Below are 18,251 nucleotides of genomic sequence, written 5' to 3'. Positions count from 1 at the left end.
CGAGGGCCGCACCTGACGCCCGGCCGTCAGGAGGCGAGCGACCGCAGATACGAGGCGGTCTCCTGATCGGCGGGCAGGAACGTCTCGATCGCCAACTCGGCCACCGTGACATCCATCGGCGTATTGAACGTCGCGATGGAGGAGACGAACGACAGCACCCGCCCGTGGTGCTCGATCACCAGCGGCAGCGCGAACGACAGCGCCGAAGGCGGCCCCGCCGGCTCGTCCTGACCGCCGGCGCCGTCCGGCACCGGATAGGCGGCGACCTCCTCGTACAGTTCACGCAGCTCCGCCGAACGGGCCAGCGCGATCTGACGCTCCATCTGCGCCAGCAGATCCGCCCGCCACGCCCGCAGATTACGGATGCGCGGGGCGAGACCCTGCGGATGAAGGGTGAGCCGCATGGCGTTCAGCGGCGGGGCGAGCAGATGCTCCGCCACCCCTTCCAGCAGCATCGCGATGCCTTGATTGGCCGCCACCACGGTGTACGTGCCGTCGACGACGAGCGCCGGATACGGGTCGTACCCCTGCAACAGCTGCTCCATGCCGTCGCGCAGCGCGCCCATCGCCGGGTCGTCGAGCGCGGTCTCCGCGTAGCGGGGCGCGTAACCGGCCACCACCAGCAGGGCGTTGCGTTCCCTGACCGGGATGTCGAGATGATCGGCCAGCCGCAGGATCATCTCCTCGCTGGGGCGAGAACGGCCCGTCTCGATGAAGGAGATGTGACGGGCCGAGGAGTCGGCGCGCAGGGCCAGCTCCAGCTGGCTGATCCGCCGCTGCTGACGCCAGCTGCGCAGCAGTGGCCCTACCCCCGTGTCAAGCGCGACAGTTGTCATACGGAGACCGTAACGTCACCGCCACCGCCCATCAGCAACCGACCTCGTGAGGGAGCCGCCCCGTGCCCACCGAACCGCTGTCGCAGAAAGAGATCGAGGACCGGCTGAGCGAGCTGCCCGGATGGGCGCTGGAGGGTGACCGGATCACCCGTACCTACCGGCTCGCCTCGCACTTCGCCGCCGCTGCACTGGCCGTCCATGTCGCCCAGATCCAGGACGAGCTGAACCATCACTCCGATCTGACGCTCGGATACAACACTGTTGCCCTGGCCGTGCACACGCACGATGCGGGTGGTGCGGTCACCGAGAAGGACCTGACGCTGGCGGCGCGGGTGGAGGCGGTCGCTACGGGACACGGCGCGCACTGACGAAGCGCGAGTGACGCACGTAACGCCAGTGAGGGAACGGGGGGCGCCGCGCAGGGCGCGATGGCGCGGTGGCAGAACCAGGGCGCAGCGCTCGTCAGGGCGCCGCGCCGAACCGGGGGTGCGCGGCGAGCCAAGGCGTATCGGTGTCGCCGCGCTCCATCGCGTCCGCGTACGCCGCCCGGGTGTGCCCGCTCACCGCGGCGACGGCCGCGTCCGCAGCCGTCGAGCGCGGGGGGAGGGAGGTCAGCGAGTCCGGTCGCCCTGCTCCGCGTCCTGCTCCGCGTTCTTCTCCTTGATGCGGACCGCTTCCTTCCGGACCTCGGCCTGGATGGCGCGTTCCTTCTGTAGCCACTCGGGAAGGTCCTTCTTCAACGCCTCGATCTGTTCCGTGGTGAGGGCGTCCGTGATGCCGCCACGCGCGAGACCCGAGATGGAGATGCCGAGCTTCGCCGCGACCACCGGACGGGGGTGGGGGCCGTTGCGCCGCAGTTCCTGCAGCCACTCGGGCGGATCGGCCTGCAGCGCGTTGAGCTCGCTGCGCGAGACGACACCCTCCTGGAACTCGGCGGGGGTGGCCTCGAGGTACACACCCAGTTTCTTCGCCGCGGTTGCGGGCTTCATGGTCTGGGTGGTCTGGTGCGACGTCATGGTGTCAAGAGTAGCGAGCGTGTGCGAGACCTCCGACCACGACCGGTAACCTGGCGGGGTGACAGGCTCCGAGATCTCCCCTTCTTTCCGGCTCGCGTATGTACCAGGCGTGACGCCGACCAAGTGGGTGCGTATCTGGAACGAGCGGCTGCCCGAGATCCCACTGACCCTCGTCGCGGTGACCGCCGCGGAGGCATCCGACGTGCTGCGGGGCGGCGGCGCCGACGCGGGATTCGTGCGGCTGCCGATCGACCGGACGGACCTCAGCGCGATCCCCCTGTACACCGAGACGACGGTGGTCGTGATCCCGAAGGATCACATCGCGGCAGCGGTCGACGAGGTGTCCGCCGAGGATCTGGCCGACGAGATCGTGCTGCATCCCCTCGACGACACCCTCGACTGGGAGCGTCCGCCAGGACGGCCCGCGATCGAGCGCCCCGCCACGACGGTGGACGCCATCGAACTGGTGGCGGCAGGAGTGGGACTGCTGATCGTCCCGCAGTCGCTGGCCCGCCTGCACCACCGCAAGGACCTCACGTACCGGCCGGTCACCGGCGTTCCCGAGTCGCGCATCGCACTCTCGTGGCCGGAGGACGCAACCACCGACATGGTGGAGGACTTCATCGGGATCGTCCGGGGGCGGACCGTGAACAGCACCCGTGGCCGCACCGCCACCCCGCCCCAGCCGAAGCAGCGCAAGCGCCCCGACGCGGGCGACGCACGGCGGAAGCCCGCGGCCGGCAAGTCGGCCGGCAAGAGCCCACGGGGCGGTTCCGGCGGCCCGAAGGGCGGCAAGCGCGGCAAGCCGCGCCGTCGGTCGTAGCGCGCATCCGGAGTTTTCCGGCAGCGCCCACCGGGGTCCGGCCGGTGTCCTACAGTCGGCGGCATGCTCGACTACGACACCGAGGCGGCTGTCTACGACGCGACCCGCGGTGGCATGCCCAGGGCCGAGTCCGCAGCCCGCGCCGTGCTGGGCCTGGTCCCGGAGTCCGCGCGCACGCTGCTGGACATCGGCTGCGGTACGGGGCTGGTCACCCGGCGGATCGCGGTGGCCCGGCCCGGACTGAAGGTGTTGGGCACCGATGCGTCGTACGGAATGGCGCGGCTCGCCCGGCAGCGGATCGGCGCGGTGGCGCTCGCCGACGCGCGGCGGCTGCCGTTGGGTGCGGCGACGGTCGACGCGGTCGGTGCGATCTGGCTGCTGCATCTGTTGCGGGGAGCGGGGGAGGTGCGGGCGGTGGTGTCCGAGGCGGCCCGGGTACTGCGGCCCGGCGGGGTGTTCGTCACCACGGTCGACAAGGACGCGGCGCACGACGTGGGCAGCGACATCGACGAGGCGTTCGCCCCCTACCTGAGGCCGAAACCGTCGGACAGCGAGGAACTGGTCGTCCCGTACGGGGCGGAAGCCGGGCTCGACGTGGTGGGGGAGGCCCGCTTCCTCGGCCATGGACAGGGGCGGTCACCGCAGGCGGCGGCGCGAAGTGTACGCAGGGGCGACTTCGTCTCGCGTCTGGAGCTGCCGGGGGCGGCGGCCGAACGGCTCGCGGCGGCGCTGCTGGCCCTGCCCGACCCGGACCGGCCCCGCCGCGACCCGGAGTACCGGTTGCTGGTGTTCCGCCGCCGGGACTGACGGCGGGAGACCGTGCTCCACGGATGGTCCGCACATGGCGCCCAAGCGTATGAGTGGTGCGAGGAACGGCGGTTTGCCGAACCGGCAACAAAGCTTTGCCGGACACCTGACACGGGGCGAGTCTTGTCCGCATGACGAAGCATGCCGATCACGGCCCCCACCACGACACCGCCCACGGTCGGCACGACCGTGCCGCGCACAGCCCTCACCACGACACCACCGACATCGACTGGGACGTCATGAGCCCGCTCCTGGAGCGGAACGCCGAGCTCAGCAGCCCGCAGTACCAGGAGGCCACCCGCTGGATCGCCGGCCTTCCCACCGCCCCGCGGGTACGCCGGGTCCTCGACATCGGCAGCGGCCCCGGCGTGATCGCGTGTCTGCTCGCCGAGGCGTTCCCGGAAGCGGAAGTCGTCGCCGTGGACGGCACCCCGGCGCTGCTGGAGCGCACCCGGGCCCGCGCCGAACGGCTCGGCCTCGGTGACCGCGTCCGTACGCTGCACGCGGAGCTCCCGGACGAACTGGCGAAGCTGGGGGACACGGACCTGATCTGGGCGGGCAACGCGCTGCACCACATGGGTGACCAGCGCGCCGTCCTCGCCGGTTTCGCGGGGCTGCTGCGCCCGGGTGGCACCGTCGCCCTCGTCGAGGGCGGGCTGCCGCCCCGTCAGCTGCCGCGTGACATCGGGTTCGGCCGGCCGGGCCTGGAGGCGAGGCTCGACGCGGTGACCGCGGACTGGTTCGAGGAGATGCGGGCGTCCCTTCCGGACGCCAAGCGGGAGATCGAGGACTGGAGGGCCCTGTTCACCGCGGTGGGGCTGGCCCCGCAGGGCACCCGCAGCTTCCTGCTCGACCTGCCCGCACCACTCTCCGACCAGGCCCGCGACCATGTCATCGCCGAATTCGCCTGGCGGCGCGACATGTTCGGCGACGCGCTCACCGCCGACGACCTCGCCGTACTCGACCGGCTGCTCGACCCCGACGACCCGGCCGGGCTGCGCCACCGCCCGGACGTCTTCCTGCTCACGGCACGCACGGTCCACCTGGCCCGGCGCGCCTAGGGCGGCTGTCCCGTAGCCCCTGGCGGGCGCACGTCGACAGCCACGGCACCTCTCCCCCGTAGCCTCAACGGCACGGGGGTACCTCCTCCGTTGTCGGAACGCCCGAATACGACCGGCATGAGGACGCCCCTCCGCCTTGCGATGCACCGCATCCGATGCCGCGCGCTGATCCACCAGGGATTACGGGACAGCCCTCAGCGCACCTGGGGCACCGGTTCCAACTGCCACCACTGGCCGGGGGAGTCGGTGTCCTCCCACTGCTGGACGTTGGCGCCGTCCGCGGTGCTGCCGTCGGCCACTTCGAGGACGAGTCCGCTGATGAAGCTGACCAGGGTCACGGTGCCCGGCGCATCCAGGTGCTGTTCGACCAGCCATTCCTGGGCACCGTAGTTGTTGGCCTTCCACTGCTGGACATTGGCGCCGTTCTCCGTGGAGGCGTTGGCGACGTCCAGCCGTTTGCCGCTGTGCGCGTTGGTCAGGTGGTAGAGGGCGGCGCCCTCGTGCACCGGTGAGAGCTGCCAGTGCTGGGCGGCCGCCCCGTCCCGCTTCTCGCTGCCCTGCTGCACATTGGCACCGCTGCCCTTGGCGGAGCCGTACACCTCCAGCAACAGCCCGCTGCCCACATTGCGCAGCCGGTACAGGCCCGGTTCGACGACGGGTGCGGTCTCCCCGCTCATGGTGCGGTCCTCCAGGTTCGGGCATACGGACGCCGCCCGGCGCGAGGCCGGGCGGCGGTTCCGCGTGATTCGGTCGTGGAGCGGCAGGGCTCAGGCGCCGAGGTTGAACTCGCCCGGGTTCGGGCCGAGGCGCTTGCCCTCGTCCAGCGCGGCGAACGCGGCGAGGTCGTCGGCGTCCAGCTCGAAGCCGAACACATCGAGGTTCTCCGCGATCCGCGACGGCGTCACGGACTTCGGGATCACCACATTGCCTGTCTGGATGTGCCAGCGGAGCACCACCTGCGCGGGCGTGCGACCGTGCTTCTGGGCGACCGCGACGACCGTCGGGACCTCCAGGAGGCCCTTGCCCTGACCCAGCGGCGACCAGGCCTCGGTCGCGATGCCGTGCTTGGCGTGGAAGGCGCGGGACTCGGCCTGCTGGAGCTGCGGGTGCAGCTCGATCTGGTTGATCACGGGGACCACGGAGGTCTCGCCGAGCAGCCGCTCCAGGTGCTCGGGCAGGAAGTTCGAGACACCGATGGCCTTCGCGCGGCCGTCGGCGTAGATCTTCTCGAAGGCCTTGTACGTGTCGATGTACGCGTCCTTGGCCGGCACCGGCCAGTGGATCAGATACAGGTCGACATAGTCGAGACCCAGCTTGTCGAGCGAGGCGTCGAACGCCCGCAGGGTGGCGTCGTAGCCCTGCTGGCTGTTCCACAGCTTCGTGGTGACGAACAGCTCTTCACGGGCGACACCGGAGGTGGCGATGGCCTCGCCCGTGCCCTGCTCGTTCTCGTAGATCGCGGCGGTGTCGATGCTCCGGTACCCGGACTCGATGGCTGTCCTGACCGCCTTCGCCGCCTCGGTGTCCGGCACCTGCCAGACACCGAAACCGAGCTGCGGCATCTCGACGCCATTGTTGAGGGTGATGGAGGGGACCTGGCTCACGAGCGGTCGATCCTTACGTCGTCGGTTTGGTATTCCCAGGGACAACGATCACGGGCCGTGATGCATTCCCGGCGAGAGGCATTTCAGGATGGCGCCCCGGGTACGCCTCAGCGGTACAGCGCGTCCACCTCGGCGGCGTACGCCGTCTCGATCGCCTTCCGCTTCAGCTTCAGCGACGGGGTCAGCAGACCGTGCTCCTCGGTGAACTGATGCGCCAGTATCCGGAACGTACGGATCGACTCGGCCTGCGACACCGCCGTGTTGGCCGCCACCACCGCCCGCCGGACCTCCATCTCCAGATCCGGGTCGCGCACCAGGTCCGCCGCCCTCATCGGCGGCCGCCCCTGCATGGAGAGCCAGTGGTCCACGGACTCCTGGTCCACGGTCACCAGCGCCGCGATGTACGGCCGGTCGTTGCCGACCACGATGCACTGCGCGACCAGCGGATGCGCCCGCACCCGCTCCTCCAGACCCGCCGGCGACACACTCTTGCCGCCCGACGTCACCAGGATCTCCTTCTTCCGCCCGGTGATGGTCAGATAGCCGTCCTCGTCGAGAGCACCCAGGTCGCCGGTGGCCAGCCAGCCGTCGTGCAGCACCGCGTCGGTGGCCTTCGGGTCGCCCAGATAGCCGCCGAAGACATTCTGGCCGTACACCCATATCTCGCCGTCGTCGGCGATGTGCACGGTGGTGCCGGGGATCGGCTGCCCGACCGTGCCGTACCGGGTGCGCTCCGGCGGATTGGCGGTGGCCGCCGCAGTCGACTCGGTCAGTCCGTACCCCTCGTACACCGTGATGCCGGCGCCCTCGAAGAACAGACCGAGCTGCCGCTCCATCCCGGAGCCGCCCGACATGGCGTGCCGCACCCGGCCGCCCATTGCCTCGCGGACCTTCTTGTACACGACCTTGTCGAAGAACTGGTGCTGCATCCGCAGCCCCGGCGAGGGCCCCGGGCCGGTTCCGAACGCCTTGTGCTCCATCGCCTCCGCGTACCTCACCGCGACGTCGAAGGCCTTGTCGAACGGCCCGAGCTTGCCCTCCGCCTCGGCCTTGCGCCGGGCGCCGTTGAAGACCTTCTCGAAGATGTACGGCACCGCCAGGATGAACGTCGGCCGGAACGTCAGCAGGTCCGGCATCAGCGCCTTCGCCGACAGCTCCGGCTGGTGGCCCAGCTTCACCCGGCCGCGGATCGCCGTGACCTCCACCATCCGGCCGAAGACATGCGCCAGCGGCAGGAAGAGGAGTGTGGCGGCCTCGTCGCCCGGCTTGGAGTGGAAGACCGACTCCCACCGGGAGGCCATGGTGTCCGTCTCGAACATGAAGTTGGCGTGGGTGATCACACAGCCCTTGGGCCGGCCCGTCGTACCCGAGGTGTAGATGATGGTCGCCACGGACTCGGGCGTCACCGCGCGCCGGTGCCGGTGCACCACCTCGTCCTCGACATGGGTGCCCGCGTCGACGAGCTCGGTCACCGCGTCGGCGTCCAGCTGCCACAGCCGCCTCAGCCCGGGCAGCCGGTCGATCACCGAGGCGACCGTCATCGCGTGGTCCTCGTGCTCGACCACGACGGCGGAGACATCGGCGTCGTGCAGCATCCAGAAGACCTGCTCGGCCGAGGACGTCGGGTAGATCGGCACGGACTGGGCACCGACCGTCCACAGCGCGAAGTCGAAGAGCGTCCACTCGTAGCGGGTTCGGGACATCAGCGCGACCCGGTCGCCGAACCGGACTCCGTGGGCGATCAGCCCCTTGGCGAGGGCCAGCACTTCGTCACGGAACGTCGCGGCGGTGATGTCACGCCAGCGTCCGCTCGCGTCCTTCCGGCCGAGCGCAATCCGATGCGGGTCCTCCTCCGGGTAGTCGAAGACGACATCAGCCAGACCGCCGACGTGGGGCGCGGCCGCCATGGGTGGGACCGTGAACTCGCGCAATGAACTGCTCCTTGTGGCGCTCCGCACAGCGCCGTGACGCTACCTGATCGGGCGGCGGGGCGGGAGGGCCCGGAGGCTCCGGAAACCGTGGCATCTGCACAGGTCAGCCACAAATATCCGGCCACATGGGCAAGGCTCGGGCGCACATCTGACGGAGGAGTAAGTAGCTTGCGCCGGAATCTCCACCGAATCTGTACGCCTCGGTCACGCGCCCTCGCGGCCGCTTATTGCGTTGATCCCGCCGACGGAGCGCATCAGCCGGTCGCCTCCCGCCAGGATCGCCGCCGCGAGCGCGTCCGCCGCCTCCTGTGCCGCGTCCCGGCGGCGGCCGTGCAGCAGGACGAAGTCCACATCGCCGAGCTCCGGCAGACCCGCCCTGGCCGGCACCGGGGTCAGTCCCGGCGGGATGAGGCCGCGGGTGTGCGCCATCACGCCCAGCCCGGCATGGGCCGCCGCGATCAGTCCGCTGAGGCTCGTACTCGTACAGGCGACCCGCCACGACCGGCCGTGCTCCTCCAGCACCTCCAGGGCGCGCGCCCGGGTGATGCCCGGCGGCGGAAAGAGGACCAGCGGCACCGGACGGTCCGGATCGATCCGCACGTGCGGTGCGCCGATCCAGGTCAGCGTGTCCTGCCAGACCAGCTCACCGTGCGTGTCGCCGGTCCGCCGCTTGGCGAGGACCAGATCGAGTCGGCCCGCCGCCAGCTGCCGGTGCAGCGTCCCGGAGAGCTCCACGGTCAGCTCCAGCTCGACCTCCGGGTGGTCGCGGCGGAACGACTCCAGGATCTCCGGCATCCGGGTCAGCACGAAGTCCTCGGAGGCCCCGAACCGCAGCCGCCCGCGCAGCCGGGTACCGGTGAAGAACGCCGCTGCCCGCTCATGGGCCTGCAGGATCGTCCGGGCGAAACCGAGCATCGCCTCGCCGTCCCCGGTGAGATCGACCCGGTGCGTGTCCCGGGTGAACAACTGCCGTCCTGTCGCGTCCTCGAGCCGGCGTACATGCTGGCTCACCGTGGACTGCCGCACGCCGAGCCGGCGGGCGGCCTGGGTGAAACTCAGCGTCTGGGCGACGGCGAGAAAGGTACGGAGCTGTGCAGGGTCGTACATAGTGCCAGGTTATCGCGATGCGTGATGGCAGTGAGAGCGGTATGCGGGATTCCCGATTGCGGTGATCAAGAGCAAGATGGAGAGGGCACGACCTGAACGAGAGAACACGTGGAGCACATGAGCCGCCGCACCCTGAAGCTGCCGTCCTGGCTGCCGATCGACCCGTACATCCTGGCGCTGATCGGCACCGTCGCGCTTGCGGCGCTGCTGCCGGCGTCCGGGGGCGCCGCGGACGTGGCGGGCGGCGCATCGACCGGAGCGGTCGCCCTTCTCTTCTTCCTGTACGGGGCCCGACTCTCGACCGCCGAGGCGCTCGACGGACTCAAGCACTGGCGGCTCCACCTCACCGTCCTGATCTGCACGTTCGTCGCGTTCCCACTGCTGGGCCTGGCGGGCGAGAGCCTGGTTCCGTACGTCCTGACGCCCCAGCTGTACAGCGGCTTCCTCTTCCTCTGCCTCGTCCCGTCGACCATCCAGTCGTCGATCGCCTTCACCTCGATCGCCCGCGGCAACGTGCCGGCGGCGATCTGCGCGGGCTCCTTCTCCTCGCTCGCCGGAATCTTCCTCACCCCGCTGCTCGCCGCCGCGGTGCTCGGCAACAGCGGTGGCGGATTCTCGGCGGACGCACTGCTGAAGATCGGGGTCCAGCTGCTGCTGCCGTTCGTCGCCGGGCAGCTGCTGCGCCGCTGGATCGGCGGGTTCATCACCCGCCACAAGAAGGTGCTCGGCTATGTGGACCGGGGCTCGATCCTGCTGGTCGTCTACACCGCGTTCAGCGAGGGCATGGTCGCCGGCATCTGGCACCAGGTCACCCCGGCCCGGCTCGGTGCGCTGCTCGCCGCCGAAGCGGTGCTGCTCGCGCTGATGCTCACACTGACCTGGTACGGGGCGAAGCGGCTCGGCTTCGACCGCGGGGACCGGATCGCCATTCAGTTCGCCGGTTCGAAGAAGAGCCTGGCCGCGGGGCTGCCGATGGCGAGCGTGCTCTTCGGGGCACACGCGAGCCTGGCCGTGTTGCCGCTGATGCTCTTCCACCAGATGCAGCTGATGGTGTGCGCGGTGATCGCGAAGCGTCGCTCGCGCGACCCGCTGGAACCGCTCGACCCGCAGGATCCGCGGCAGGGGCACCGGGAGCGGCTCGGGACTCCGGCGAGCGGTGCAGTGGCGGAGGAGCCCGTAGCGGTGGGCTGACCGGCTCGCCCGTGGCGTGAGCTGCTGATCGGTGGCGTGGCCCGACGGCTCGTTCTGCCGCCTCCGCACGGGCCGACGACGTACTCACGGGGGTGGGACCGGCCGGCGCAGGGGGCGCTCCCCGCCGGCCGGATCCCTGACCCGTGTTGCGGGCCGGGCGGTTCAGCCCTGGCCGACCGTCGCCTCCAGGGCGATGCGGTGGTCACCCGCGTACACGTTCATGGACGGACCCCGCAGAAAGCCGACCAGGGTCAGTCCGGTCTCGACAGCCAGGTCGACGGCGAGCGACGACGGCGCCGAGACCGCGGCGAGCATCGGGATCCCGGCCATCACCGCCTTCTGGGCCAGCTCGAACGAGGCCCGCCCCGACACCAGCAGAATCGCCCGGGACAGTGGCAGCCGGTGGTCGGTCAGGGCCCGGCCGACGAGTTTGTCGACCGCGTTGTGCCGGCCGACGTCCTCCCGGATGTCGAGGAGTTCCCCCGTCTCGGTGAACAGCGCCGCAGCGTGCAGCCCCCCGGTCCGGTCGAAGACCCGCTGCGACTCGCGCAGCCGGTCGGGAAGGGCCGAGAGCAGCGCGGGCTCGACCCGGACCGGGGGAGTGTCGGCGATCGGGTGCCGGGTCGTGGTGCGGACCGCGTCGAGGCTCGCCTTGCCGCACAACCCGCAGGACGACGTCGTGTAGACGTTGCGCTCCAGCGTGATGTCGGGGACCTGTACGCCGGGCGCGAGCTTCACGTCCACCACGTTGTACGTGTTCACGCCGTCCGCCGTCGCCCCCGCGCAGTACACGATCGACTGCACCTCGGCGCCGTCACCGATCACGCCCTCGCTGACGAGGAAGCCCGCGGCCAGTGCGAAGTCGTCGCCCGGCGTACGCATCGTGATCGCCAGCGGCCTGCCGTTCAGCCGGATCTCCAGAGGCTCCTCGGCGACGAGTGTGTCGGGGCGGGCGGAGACCACCCCGTCCCGGATGCGAATGGTGCGGCGGCGCTCGGTGACCCGTCCCATGGCGGTTAACCCGATTCTGTACGTGTTGGAAGCCGAAACGGCCCTTGATGCGGAGGTTGCCGTAGGTCACCGGGTTGTCGTGTGAGGTGACCTCGACGATCTCATTGTCCTGCACATGGAGTCTGACGTTGCATCCCACGCCGCAGTAGGCGCAGACGGTGGTGGTCTCCGTCCAGGACGGCGATTTTCACGGGGCGCTCCGTTCGGTGAAGGACCGAGCGAGGGAAGGAGACGATGTCAAGTCGACAGAATATTGTCTACAGTATGTGTTGAGGGCGGTCAAGGGTGTTGTCAAGCCTCCAAGCCTCGGCCGGTAATCCTGTGGGATCACGTGCACTCGTACCGGGCGGTAGCCACCAAGACTGGATAGTTCCTGCCATACGTAGCGAGGGGAACCTCTACATGACCGGCTCACGTGTCGTGGCGCTCGGCCACTACCAGCCCGCCAGGGTGCTCACCAACGACGACCTGGCGGCCATGGTCGACACCAGCGACGAGTGGATCACCAGTCGCGTCGGAATCAAGACCCGCCATGTGGGAGGCCCTGACGAGCCGGTGGACGAGATGGCCGCGCACGCGGCGGCGAAGGCGCTCGCCACGGCCGGTCTGCTCCCCACCGACATCGATCTGGTCCTCGTCGCGACCTCCACCGCCATGGACCGTTCGCCGAGCATGTCGGCTCGGGTCGCCGCCCGTCTCGGCATGGGTTCGCCGGCCGTGATGGACATCAACGTGGTCTGCTCCGGCTTCACCCACGCCCTCGCCACCGCGGATCACGCCGTCCGGGCGGGCGCCGCGACCCGTGCGCTGGTGATCGGCGCCGACAAGATGGCCGACATCGCCGACTGGACCGACCGCTCCACCTGTGTCCTGCTCGGCGACGGTGCGGGCGCCGCGGTCGTGGTCGCGGATCCGCGGGGCGATGCGGACGCCGCGCCCGGGATCGGCCCCGTGCTGTGGGGTTCGGTGCCGGAGATGGGGCGTGCGGTGCGGATCGAGGGGACGCCGCCGCGCTTTGCCCAGGAGGGGCAGTCCGTCTACCGCTGGGCCACCACTCAACTGCCGCCCATCGCGCGCAAGGTGTGCGAAAGGGCCGGGGTCGCCCCCGAGGATCTCGCTGCGGTGGTACTGCATCAGGCCAATTTGCGGATCATCGAACCGGTCGCCCGGAAGATCGGTGCGGTCAACGCCGTCATCGCCCGGGATGTAGTGGATTCGGGCAATACCTCCGCCGCTTCCATCCCCATGGCGCTGTCGAAACTGGTCGAACGGGGTGAGGTCGAGAGCGGTGCTCCGGTACTGCTTTTCGGGTTCGGCGGGAATCTTTCGTACGCCGGTCAGGTGATCCGCTGTCCCTGAGCCCCATTGTGCTCGGTAGACTGTAGACGATAAGCAGTTGCTCGTCGCCCGGAGGGGGACCGCGATGTTGTCCACAGGACTGCCGCAAGGGGCTGTGCCGAAGCTGGAACGGCCCGGTCCGCTGCGCGAGCGTGTCTACGAGGCGCTGCTCGAACTGATCACCACGCGTGCGCTGCGCCCCGGCCAGCATCTGGTCGAGAGCGAACTCGCGGGACACCTCGGTGTGTCCCGGCAGCCGGTGCGCGAGGCGTTGCAGCGGTTGAACACCGAGGGCTGGGTCGATCTGCGGCCCGCGCAAGGTGCGTTCGTCCATGAACCCACCGAGGAGGAGGCGGACCAGCTGCTGTCGGTCCGTACGCTCCTGGAGGCCGAGGCCGCCCGGCTGGCCGCGGCCAACTCGGGCACGGCCGGCATCGCCGCGCTCGAAGAGCTCTGCGCCAAGGGTGAGCAGGCCGTCGCCGACGACGATGTGGATCTCGCCGTCGCCACCAATGCCGCGTTCCACGCCAAGGTCATGGAGCTGGCGGGCAATGTCGTCCTCGCCGAGCTCGCCGGGCAGGTGGACCGCCGGGTCCGCTGGTACTACACCCCGGTGGCCCGCCAGCGCGGCACCCAGTCCTGGATCGAGCACCGCGCACTGATTGCGGCGATCTCCTCGCGGGATGAACAGCGGGCCACGGAGATCATGCGGACGCACACGGAACACACGCGCAAGACGTACCACCAGCGCGAAAAGGGCTAGAGCGAACCAGCGAACCGAAGGAGTCGCGGGCGGCCACGTGATGAGGCCGCCCGCGATCCGGTCCGTGATGGCGCCGGCACGACCAGCACCATCGAGACACGGTGACCGTCTGCGCCGTTCCATCAGGTCGAACACCTTGTGGGACTCGAGCCGACCGCGCTCAGCACTGCCACCCACGCAAAAAGCAGGTTGTCCTGACCCGTGACGGGACAGGACAACCTTGCTCGGGTGGGGACCGGCGGGTCAGGCCTTGACTTCGGCCACCTCGGAGGCGGCCTGCTGCGAAACGGCGGACCCCGGCTGTGCTGCCGCCCTCACGGGGATGAGGGAAGCGACGACCGCAGCCGGGAGACCCACGCCGGAGCCGAGGCGCCTCAACCGCGACATCGAACGCCTCGACGGCCGCCCCTGGCCCCGCGACTGACTGCGGCCGCCATTCCCGACCGGGAGTTCAGGGCGACGTGGGTGGCAGCGCCGGCGGGAGAGGGTGAGGCCGCCCCGGCGCGCCCGGTAGAGAGCCGTCGAGAAGTCGGCGACATCGATGTGCGGTCAATTCGATGTGCGGTCAAGGTGTGTGCGGCTCCGGGCGGCCCGTTCCGGCGCCGCTGACTTCCCTGCCGCGCCGCGCCAAGTGCACGTCCCCAAGGCGCCCGCGCGAAAGCGGGCCCACCACTCGGTCGAACAGCTTTGTCCTGGGTGTGGAGAAAGTTGCAGCGGATTCCTGCGCAACTTCTTCCCACTCCCGGCAACCGCTGCTACGTTCCACTCGAAAGCCCGACGGATGAGCCGATGTGGCGGGGAGGGGCGCGTGAGACGTATGACGGCACGACCCGCGAATGCGCATCAGGCGCGACTGCTCCGGCTGTTGCGCGACGACGGGCCCAACTCACGGGCGCAGCTGGGGGATCAGATCGATCTCTCCCGCTCCAAGCTCGCCGTCGAGGTGGACAGGCTGCTGGAGACCGGACTTGTCGTGGCCGACGGACTCGCCGCCTCCCGCGGCGGGCGTCGCTCGCACAACATCCGGCTTGCTCCCGCACTGCGCTTCCTCGGCGTCGACATCGGTGCCACATCGATCGATGTGGCGGTCACCAACGCGGAGTTGGAGGTCCTGGGTCACCTCAACCACCCCATGGACGTACGTGAAGGACCCGTCGCCGTCTTCGAGCAGGTGCTGTCCATGGCGGCCAAGCTCCGGGCCTCCGGGCTCGCGGAAGGATTCGACGGCGCGGGTATCGGCGTACCGGGACCGGTCCGCTTCCCCGAAGGCGTACCGGTCGCACCCCCGATCATGCCCGGCTGGGACGGCTTCCCGGTCCGCGAGGCGCTCAGCCAGGAACTGGGCTGCCCCGTCATGGTCGACAACGATGTGAACCTGATGGCGATGGGGGAGCAGCACGCAGGTGTCGCGCGCTCCGTGGGCGACTTCCTCTGCGTCAAGATCGGTACCGGCATCGGCTGCGGCATCGTCGTCGGCGGCGACGTCTACCGCGGTACGACGGGCAGCGCGGGCGACATCGGCCATATCCAGGTCGAACCCGACGGGCGCGCCTGCGCCTGCGGCAACCGGGGCTGCCTGGAGGCCCACTTCAGCGGCGCGGCGCTGGCCCGCGACGCCGAGGACGCGGCGCGCACGGGACAGTCCCAGGAGCTCGCGGCCCGACTGGAGGCGGCGGGCCGGCTCACCGCCGCCGATGTGGCCGCCTCGGCGGCCGCCGGTGACGCGACCTCGCTCGACCTGATCCGCGAGGGCGGCAACCGGGTCGGTCAGGTCATCGCCGGACTCGTCAGCTTCTTCAACCCCGGACTGGTGGTGATCGGAGGTGGCGTGACCGGCCTCGGCCACACGCTCCTCGCCAGCGTCCGGACCCAGGTCTACCGGCAGTCCCTGCCGCTGGCCACCGGAAATCTCCCCATCGTGCTGGGCGAGTTGGGACCGGCCGCCGGAGTCATCGGCGCCGCCCGGCTCATCAGCGACCACCTGTTCTCACCGGCCTGATCCTCGGCCGGCAGTACGGCACCAGCGATACATCGGCAACTGAGCACCACCCGCACCTGGTACAGCCCTGCCCGCTCACCGGCCCTTCCCCAAGCTCTCGGCTTCGCTCGAGCAGGGGAGACCCCATTTCGCCGAGGGGATTTGTCATGGCACCAGAACCACCCCTGCTCACCATGTCCGGCATCACCAAGTCGTTCCCCGGTGTGCGCGCTCTCGACGGCGTGGACCTGGAGGTCCAGGCCGGCGAGGTCCACTGTCTGCTCGGGCAGAACGGCGCCGGCAAGTCCACCCTCATCAAGGTGCTTGCCGGAGCCCACCAGCCCGACGACGGCGAGATCGCCTGGCGCGGCGCGCCCGTCGCGCTGAAGTCGCCGATCGCCGCCATGCGCCTCGGCATCGCCACCATCTACCAGGAACTCGACCTGGTCGAGGGCCTCTCGGTCGCCGAGAACATCTTCCTCGGCCATGAACTCACCACCGCCCGCTTCATCGTCCGTACCCGCGAGGGCCGGACGGCGGCCGCCGGACTGCTGAAGCGCCTCGGCCACCCCGAGATCGATCCCGCTCGCCCGGTCGGCGCGCTCTCCGCGGCCCAGCAGCAGATCGTCTCCATGGCACGGGCGCTCTCCCACGACGTACGCCTCATCGTGATGGACGAGCCGTCCGCGGCCCTCGACCCCGACGAGGTCGACAACCTCTTCCGTATCGTCGCCTCACTCACCGCCGACGGCGTCGCGGTCGTCTACATCTCCCACCGGCTGGAGGAGATCCGCCGGATCGGCGACCGGGTGACCGTGCTGAAGGACGGGCGTGCCGTCGCGGTCGGTCTGCCCGCCAAGTCCACCCCGACACGGGACATCGTTGCCATGATGACCGGCCGCAATGTCGAGTACGTCTTCCCGCAGCGCCCCGAGACGTCCGCGGAGGTCACGGAGGCCGCCCGGCAGGAGCCCGTACTCACCGTCGAAGGACTGGCCAGGGAAGGGGAGTTCGCACCGCTCGACCTCGCACTGCAGCCCGGCGAGATCGTCGGCCTCGCCGGCCTGGTCGGCTCCGGGCGCTCCGAGATCCTGGAGACGATCTACGGAGCCCGCAGGCCGAGCGCGGGCCGGGTCCTGGTCGGCGGGCGGCCACTGCGCCCCGGCAGCGTCCGCGCCGCCGTCGCCGCAGGCATCGGGCTCGCCCCCGAGGAACGCAAGGCGCAGGCCCTGCTGATGCTCGAATCCGTCACCCGCAATGTCTCCGTCTCGTCCATGTCCCGTTTCTCCAGGGCAGGTTGGCTCGACCGGGGGGCCGAGCGCCGGGCGGCCCGCGCCGCCACCCGCGAACTGTCGCTGCGCCCGGACAACCCGGACACCCCCGTCCGTACTCTCTCCGGCGGCAACCAGCAGAAGGCTGTCCTGGCCCGCTGGCTGCTGCGCGGCTGTCGGGTGCTGCTGCTCGACGAACCGACCCGCGGCGTCGACGTCGGCGCCCGCGCCGAGCTCTACGCCGTGATCCGCCGGCTGGCCGACGAAGGCCTCGCCGTCCTGCTGGTCTCCAGCGAAGTGCCCGAAGTGCTGGGCCTCGCCGACCGGGTGCTGGTGCTCCGTGAGGGCCGCGTCGTGCATACGGCGGACGCCCGGGAGCTCGACGAGCACCGCGTACTCGACCTCGTGATGGAAGGGAGCCCGACGTCATGACACAGCCCGTCTCCTCGGCGCAGCACGGTGGGCCGGACAAGGTGGTCCCGCCCGCCCCCGCCTCGGTGCCGCCCTCGAAGGGCCGCGGACTGCGCGCTCTCGGGGTGCGCGCGGACGTCCGTAATCTGTCGCTGCTCGGCGTCCTCGCCGTACTGATCGCCGTCGGCGGGTTCACCGAACCCGACGCCTTCCTGGACACCGGGAACCTGCAGCTGATCCTGACCCAGTCGTCCGTCATCGGCGTCGTCACCGTCGGCATGACGTTCGTCATCACCAGCGGCGGCATCGATCTGTCGGTCGGTGCCATGGTCGCGCTCGCCTCGGTCTGGGCGACCACGCTCGCCACCCAGGAGTACGGCTTCGCAGGCATCCTCTTCACCGCCGTGCTCGTCGGACTCGGCGCCGGACTCGTCAACGGGCTGCTGATCGCTTACGGGAGGATGGTGCCGTTCATCGCGACGCTGGCCATGCTCGCCTCGGCCCGCGGTCTCGCCCTGCTGATCACCGACGGCAAGACGCAGATCGTCACCGTGCAGTCGGTCCTGGACCTGGGGCTGCCCGACTCGTACATCCTCGGCATCCCGCCCCTGGTGATGGTCTTCGCCGCGGCCACCGTCATCGGCTGGCTGGTGCTGAACCGCACGACGTTCGGGCGCCGCACGGTCGCGGTCGGCGGCAACGCGGAAGCGGCCCGACTCGCCGGTATCGACGTCACCAGGCAGCGGCTCTATCTGTACCTGCTCTCCGGGCTGTGCTGCGGCATCGCCGCCTTCATGCTGATCATCCTGTCCGGCTCGGGACAGAACACCAACGGCAACCTGTACGAGCTCGACGCCATCGCCGCCGCGATCATCGGCGGCACCCTGCTCAGCGGCGGACGCGGCACGATCGTCGGATCCGTCCTCGGCGTCCTCGTCTTCACCACCATCACCAATATCTTCGCTCTCAACAATCTGCAGAGCGATGTCCAGCAGATCGCCAAGGGCGCGATCATCGTCGCCGCCGTCCTGGTCCAGGGCCGAACCTCGGCCCACGGGGAGACCTGAGCCCCCGGGCTCTCCCACCCCCATCCCGCCCCACCC

The 18,251-nt window shown here is 70.1% G+C and carries 17 protein-coding genes and 1 pseudogene; 10 read left to right on the top strand and 8 right to left on the bottom strand.

Translation table 11 applies throughout. The features are described 5' to 3' along the window. Positions 1–26: 26 nt before the first annotated feature. Positions 27–836: a helix-turn-helix domain-containing protein gene (locus OHA03_RS01630; RefSeq protein WP_266999942.1), complete on the bottom strand. Its 810-nt coding sequence runs from the start codon at positions 834–836 to the stop codon at positions 27–29. Positions 837–898: 62 nt separating this feature from the next. Here OHA03_RS01630 and OHA03_RS01625 point away from each other — a divergent pair, with 62 nt between their 5' ends. Further along, a complete protein-coding gene (locus tag OHA03_RS01625) occupies positions 899–1,204 on the top strand; it encodes a 4a-hydroxytetrahydrobiopterin dehydratase (protein ID WP_266999941.1) in 306 nt (101 codons plus the stop codon). A 243-nt stretch (positions 1,205–1,447) separates the two neighbouring features. On the opposite strand, the gene OHA03_RS01620 is transcribed toward OHA03_RS01625, so the two are convergent. After that, positions 1,448–1,852 (bottom strand): DUF5997 family protein, encoded by a 405-nt coding sequence (locus tag OHA03_RS01620; RefSeq protein WP_266999940.1) that lies wholly within the window; start codon positions 1,850–1,852, stop codon positions 1,448–1,450. A gap of 58 nt (positions 1,853–1,910) precedes the next feature. On the opposite strand from OHA03_RS01620, the gene OHA03_RS01615 reads away from it, so the two are divergent. The 3 genes from OHA03_RS01615 (at position 1,911) to OHA03_RS01605 (ending at position 4,543) form a co-directional block, all read left to right on the top strand. Then, positions 1,911–2,675 carry a LysR family substrate-binding domain-containing protein gene (locus OHA03_RS01615; RefSeq protein WP_266999939.1) on the top strand — a complete coding sequence of 255 codons (765 nt, stop codon included), beginning with the start codon at positions 1,911–1,913 and terminating at the stop codon, positions 2,673–2,675. Positions 2,676–2,738: 63 nt separating this feature from the next. Continuing rightward, positions 2,739–3,482 carry a class I SAM-dependent methyltransferase gene (locus OHA03_RS01610; RefSeq protein ID WP_266999938.1) on the top strand — a complete coding sequence of 248 codons (744 nt, stop codon included), beginning with the start codon at positions 2,739–2,741 and terminating at the stop codon, positions 3,480–3,482. A gap of 131 nt (positions 3,483–3,613) precedes the next feature. Beyond that, complete coding sequence (locus OHA03_RS01605; protein ID WP_266999937.1) at positions 3,614–4,543, top strand: trans-aconitate 2-methyltransferase; 930 nt, start codon at positions 3,614–3,616, stop codon at positions 4,541–4,543. 194 nt (positions 4,544–4,737) lie between these two features. On the opposite strand, the gene OHA03_RS01600 is transcribed toward OHA03_RS01605, so the two are convergent. From OHA03_RS01600 to OHA03_RS01585, 4 genes are all read right to left on the bottom strand, one after another. Continuing rightward, positions 4,738–5,220, bottom strand: coding sequence for an RICIN domain-containing protein (locus OHA03_RS01600; RefSeq protein ID WP_266999936.1), 483 nt, complete (start codon positions 5,218–5,220; stop codon positions 4,738–4,740). Positions 5,221–5,310: 90 nt separating this feature from the next. After that, the gene (locus OHA03_RS01595) at positions 5,311–6,147 is read right to left on the bottom strand and encodes an aldo/keto reductase (RefSeq protein ID WP_266999935.1); all 837 of its coding nucleotides are present in this window, start codon (positions 6,145–6,147) and stop codon (positions 5,311–5,313) included. A 107-nt stretch (positions 6,148–6,254) separates the two neighbouring features. Further along, a complete protein-coding gene (locus OHA03_RS01590) occupies positions 6,255–8,054 on the bottom strand; it encodes a long-chain fatty acid--CoA ligase (protein WP_267007890.1) in 1,800 nt (599 codons plus the stop codon). A gap of 228 nt (positions 8,055–8,282) precedes the next feature. Next, positions 8,283–9,185 (bottom strand): LysR substrate-binding domain-containing protein, encoded by a 903-nt coding sequence (locus OHA03_RS01585; protein WP_266999934.1) that lies wholly within the window; start codon positions 9,183–9,185, stop codon positions 8,283–8,285. Between the two features lie 117 nt (positions 9,186–9,302). On the opposite strand from OHA03_RS01585, the gene OHA03_RS01580 reads away from it, so the two are divergent. Then, positions 9,303–10,376, top strand: coding sequence for a bile acid:sodium symporter family protein (locus tag OHA03_RS01580; protein ID WP_266999933.1), 1,074 nt, complete (start codon positions 9,303–9,305; stop codon positions 10,374–10,376). 162 nt (positions 10,377–10,538) lie between these two features. On the opposite strand, the gene fdhD is transcribed toward OHA03_RS01580, so the two are convergent. Further along, a complete protein-coding gene (gene fdhD, locus OHA03_RS01575; protein ID WP_266999932.1) occupies positions 10,539–11,387 on the bottom strand; it encodes a formate dehydrogenase accessory sulfurtransferase FdhD in 849 nt (282 codons plus the stop codon). A gap of 10 nt (positions 11,388–11,397) precedes the next feature. Continuing rightward, a pseudogene (locus OHA03_RS01570) lies at positions 11,398–11,559 on the bottom strand (Fe-S-binding domain-containing protein); the annotation flags it as partial. Between the two features lie 230 nt (positions 11,560–11,789). Here OHA03_RS01570 and OHA03_RS01565 point away from each other — a divergent pair. The 5 genes from OHA03_RS01565 to OHA03_RS01545 all read left to right on the top strand — a co-directional run bounded on the left by OHA03_RS01565 (position 11,790) and on the right by OHA03_RS01545 (position 18,215). After that, positions 11,790–12,746, top strand: coding sequence for a beta-ketoacyl-ACP synthase III (locus OHA03_RS01565; RefSeq protein WP_266999931.1), 957 nt, complete (start codon positions 11,790–11,792; stop codon positions 12,744–12,746). Between the two features lie 64 nt (positions 12,747–12,810). After that, positions 12,811–13,488, top strand: coding sequence for a GntR family transcriptional regulator (locus tag OHA03_RS01560; RefSeq protein WP_266999930.1), 678 nt, complete (start codon positions 12,811–12,813; stop codon positions 13,486–13,488). Positions 13,489–14,305: 817 nt separating this feature from the next. Then, complete coding sequence (locus tag OHA03_RS01555; RefSeq protein ID WP_266999929.1) at positions 14,306–15,487, top strand: ROK family transcriptional regulator; 1,182 nt, start codon at positions 14,306–14,308, stop codon at positions 15,485–15,487. Between the two features lie 146 nt (positions 15,488–15,633). After that, positions 15,634–17,169, top strand: coding sequence for a sugar ABC transporter ATP-binding protein (locus tag OHA03_RS01550; RefSeq protein WP_266999928.1), 1,536 nt, complete (start codon positions 15,634–15,636; stop codon positions 17,167–17,169). Further along, complete coding sequence (locus tag OHA03_RS01545; RefSeq protein WP_266999927.1) at positions 17,166–18,215, top strand: ABC transporter permease; 1,050 nt, start codon at positions 17,166–17,168, stop codon at positions 18,213–18,215. Before OHA03_RS01550 ends, OHA03_RS01545 begins: the two co-directional genes overlap by 4 nt. Positions 18,216–18,251 lie beyond the last annotated feature (36 nt).

The organism is Streptomyces sp. NBC_00154, assembly GCF_026342835.1.
Taxonomy (GTDB): Bacteria; Actinomycetota; Actinomycetes; order Streptomycetales; family Streptomycetaceae; genus Streptomyces.
Note: the sequence above shows the minus strand (reverse complement) of the source record. Positions and strands in the feature narration are given on the sequence as shown.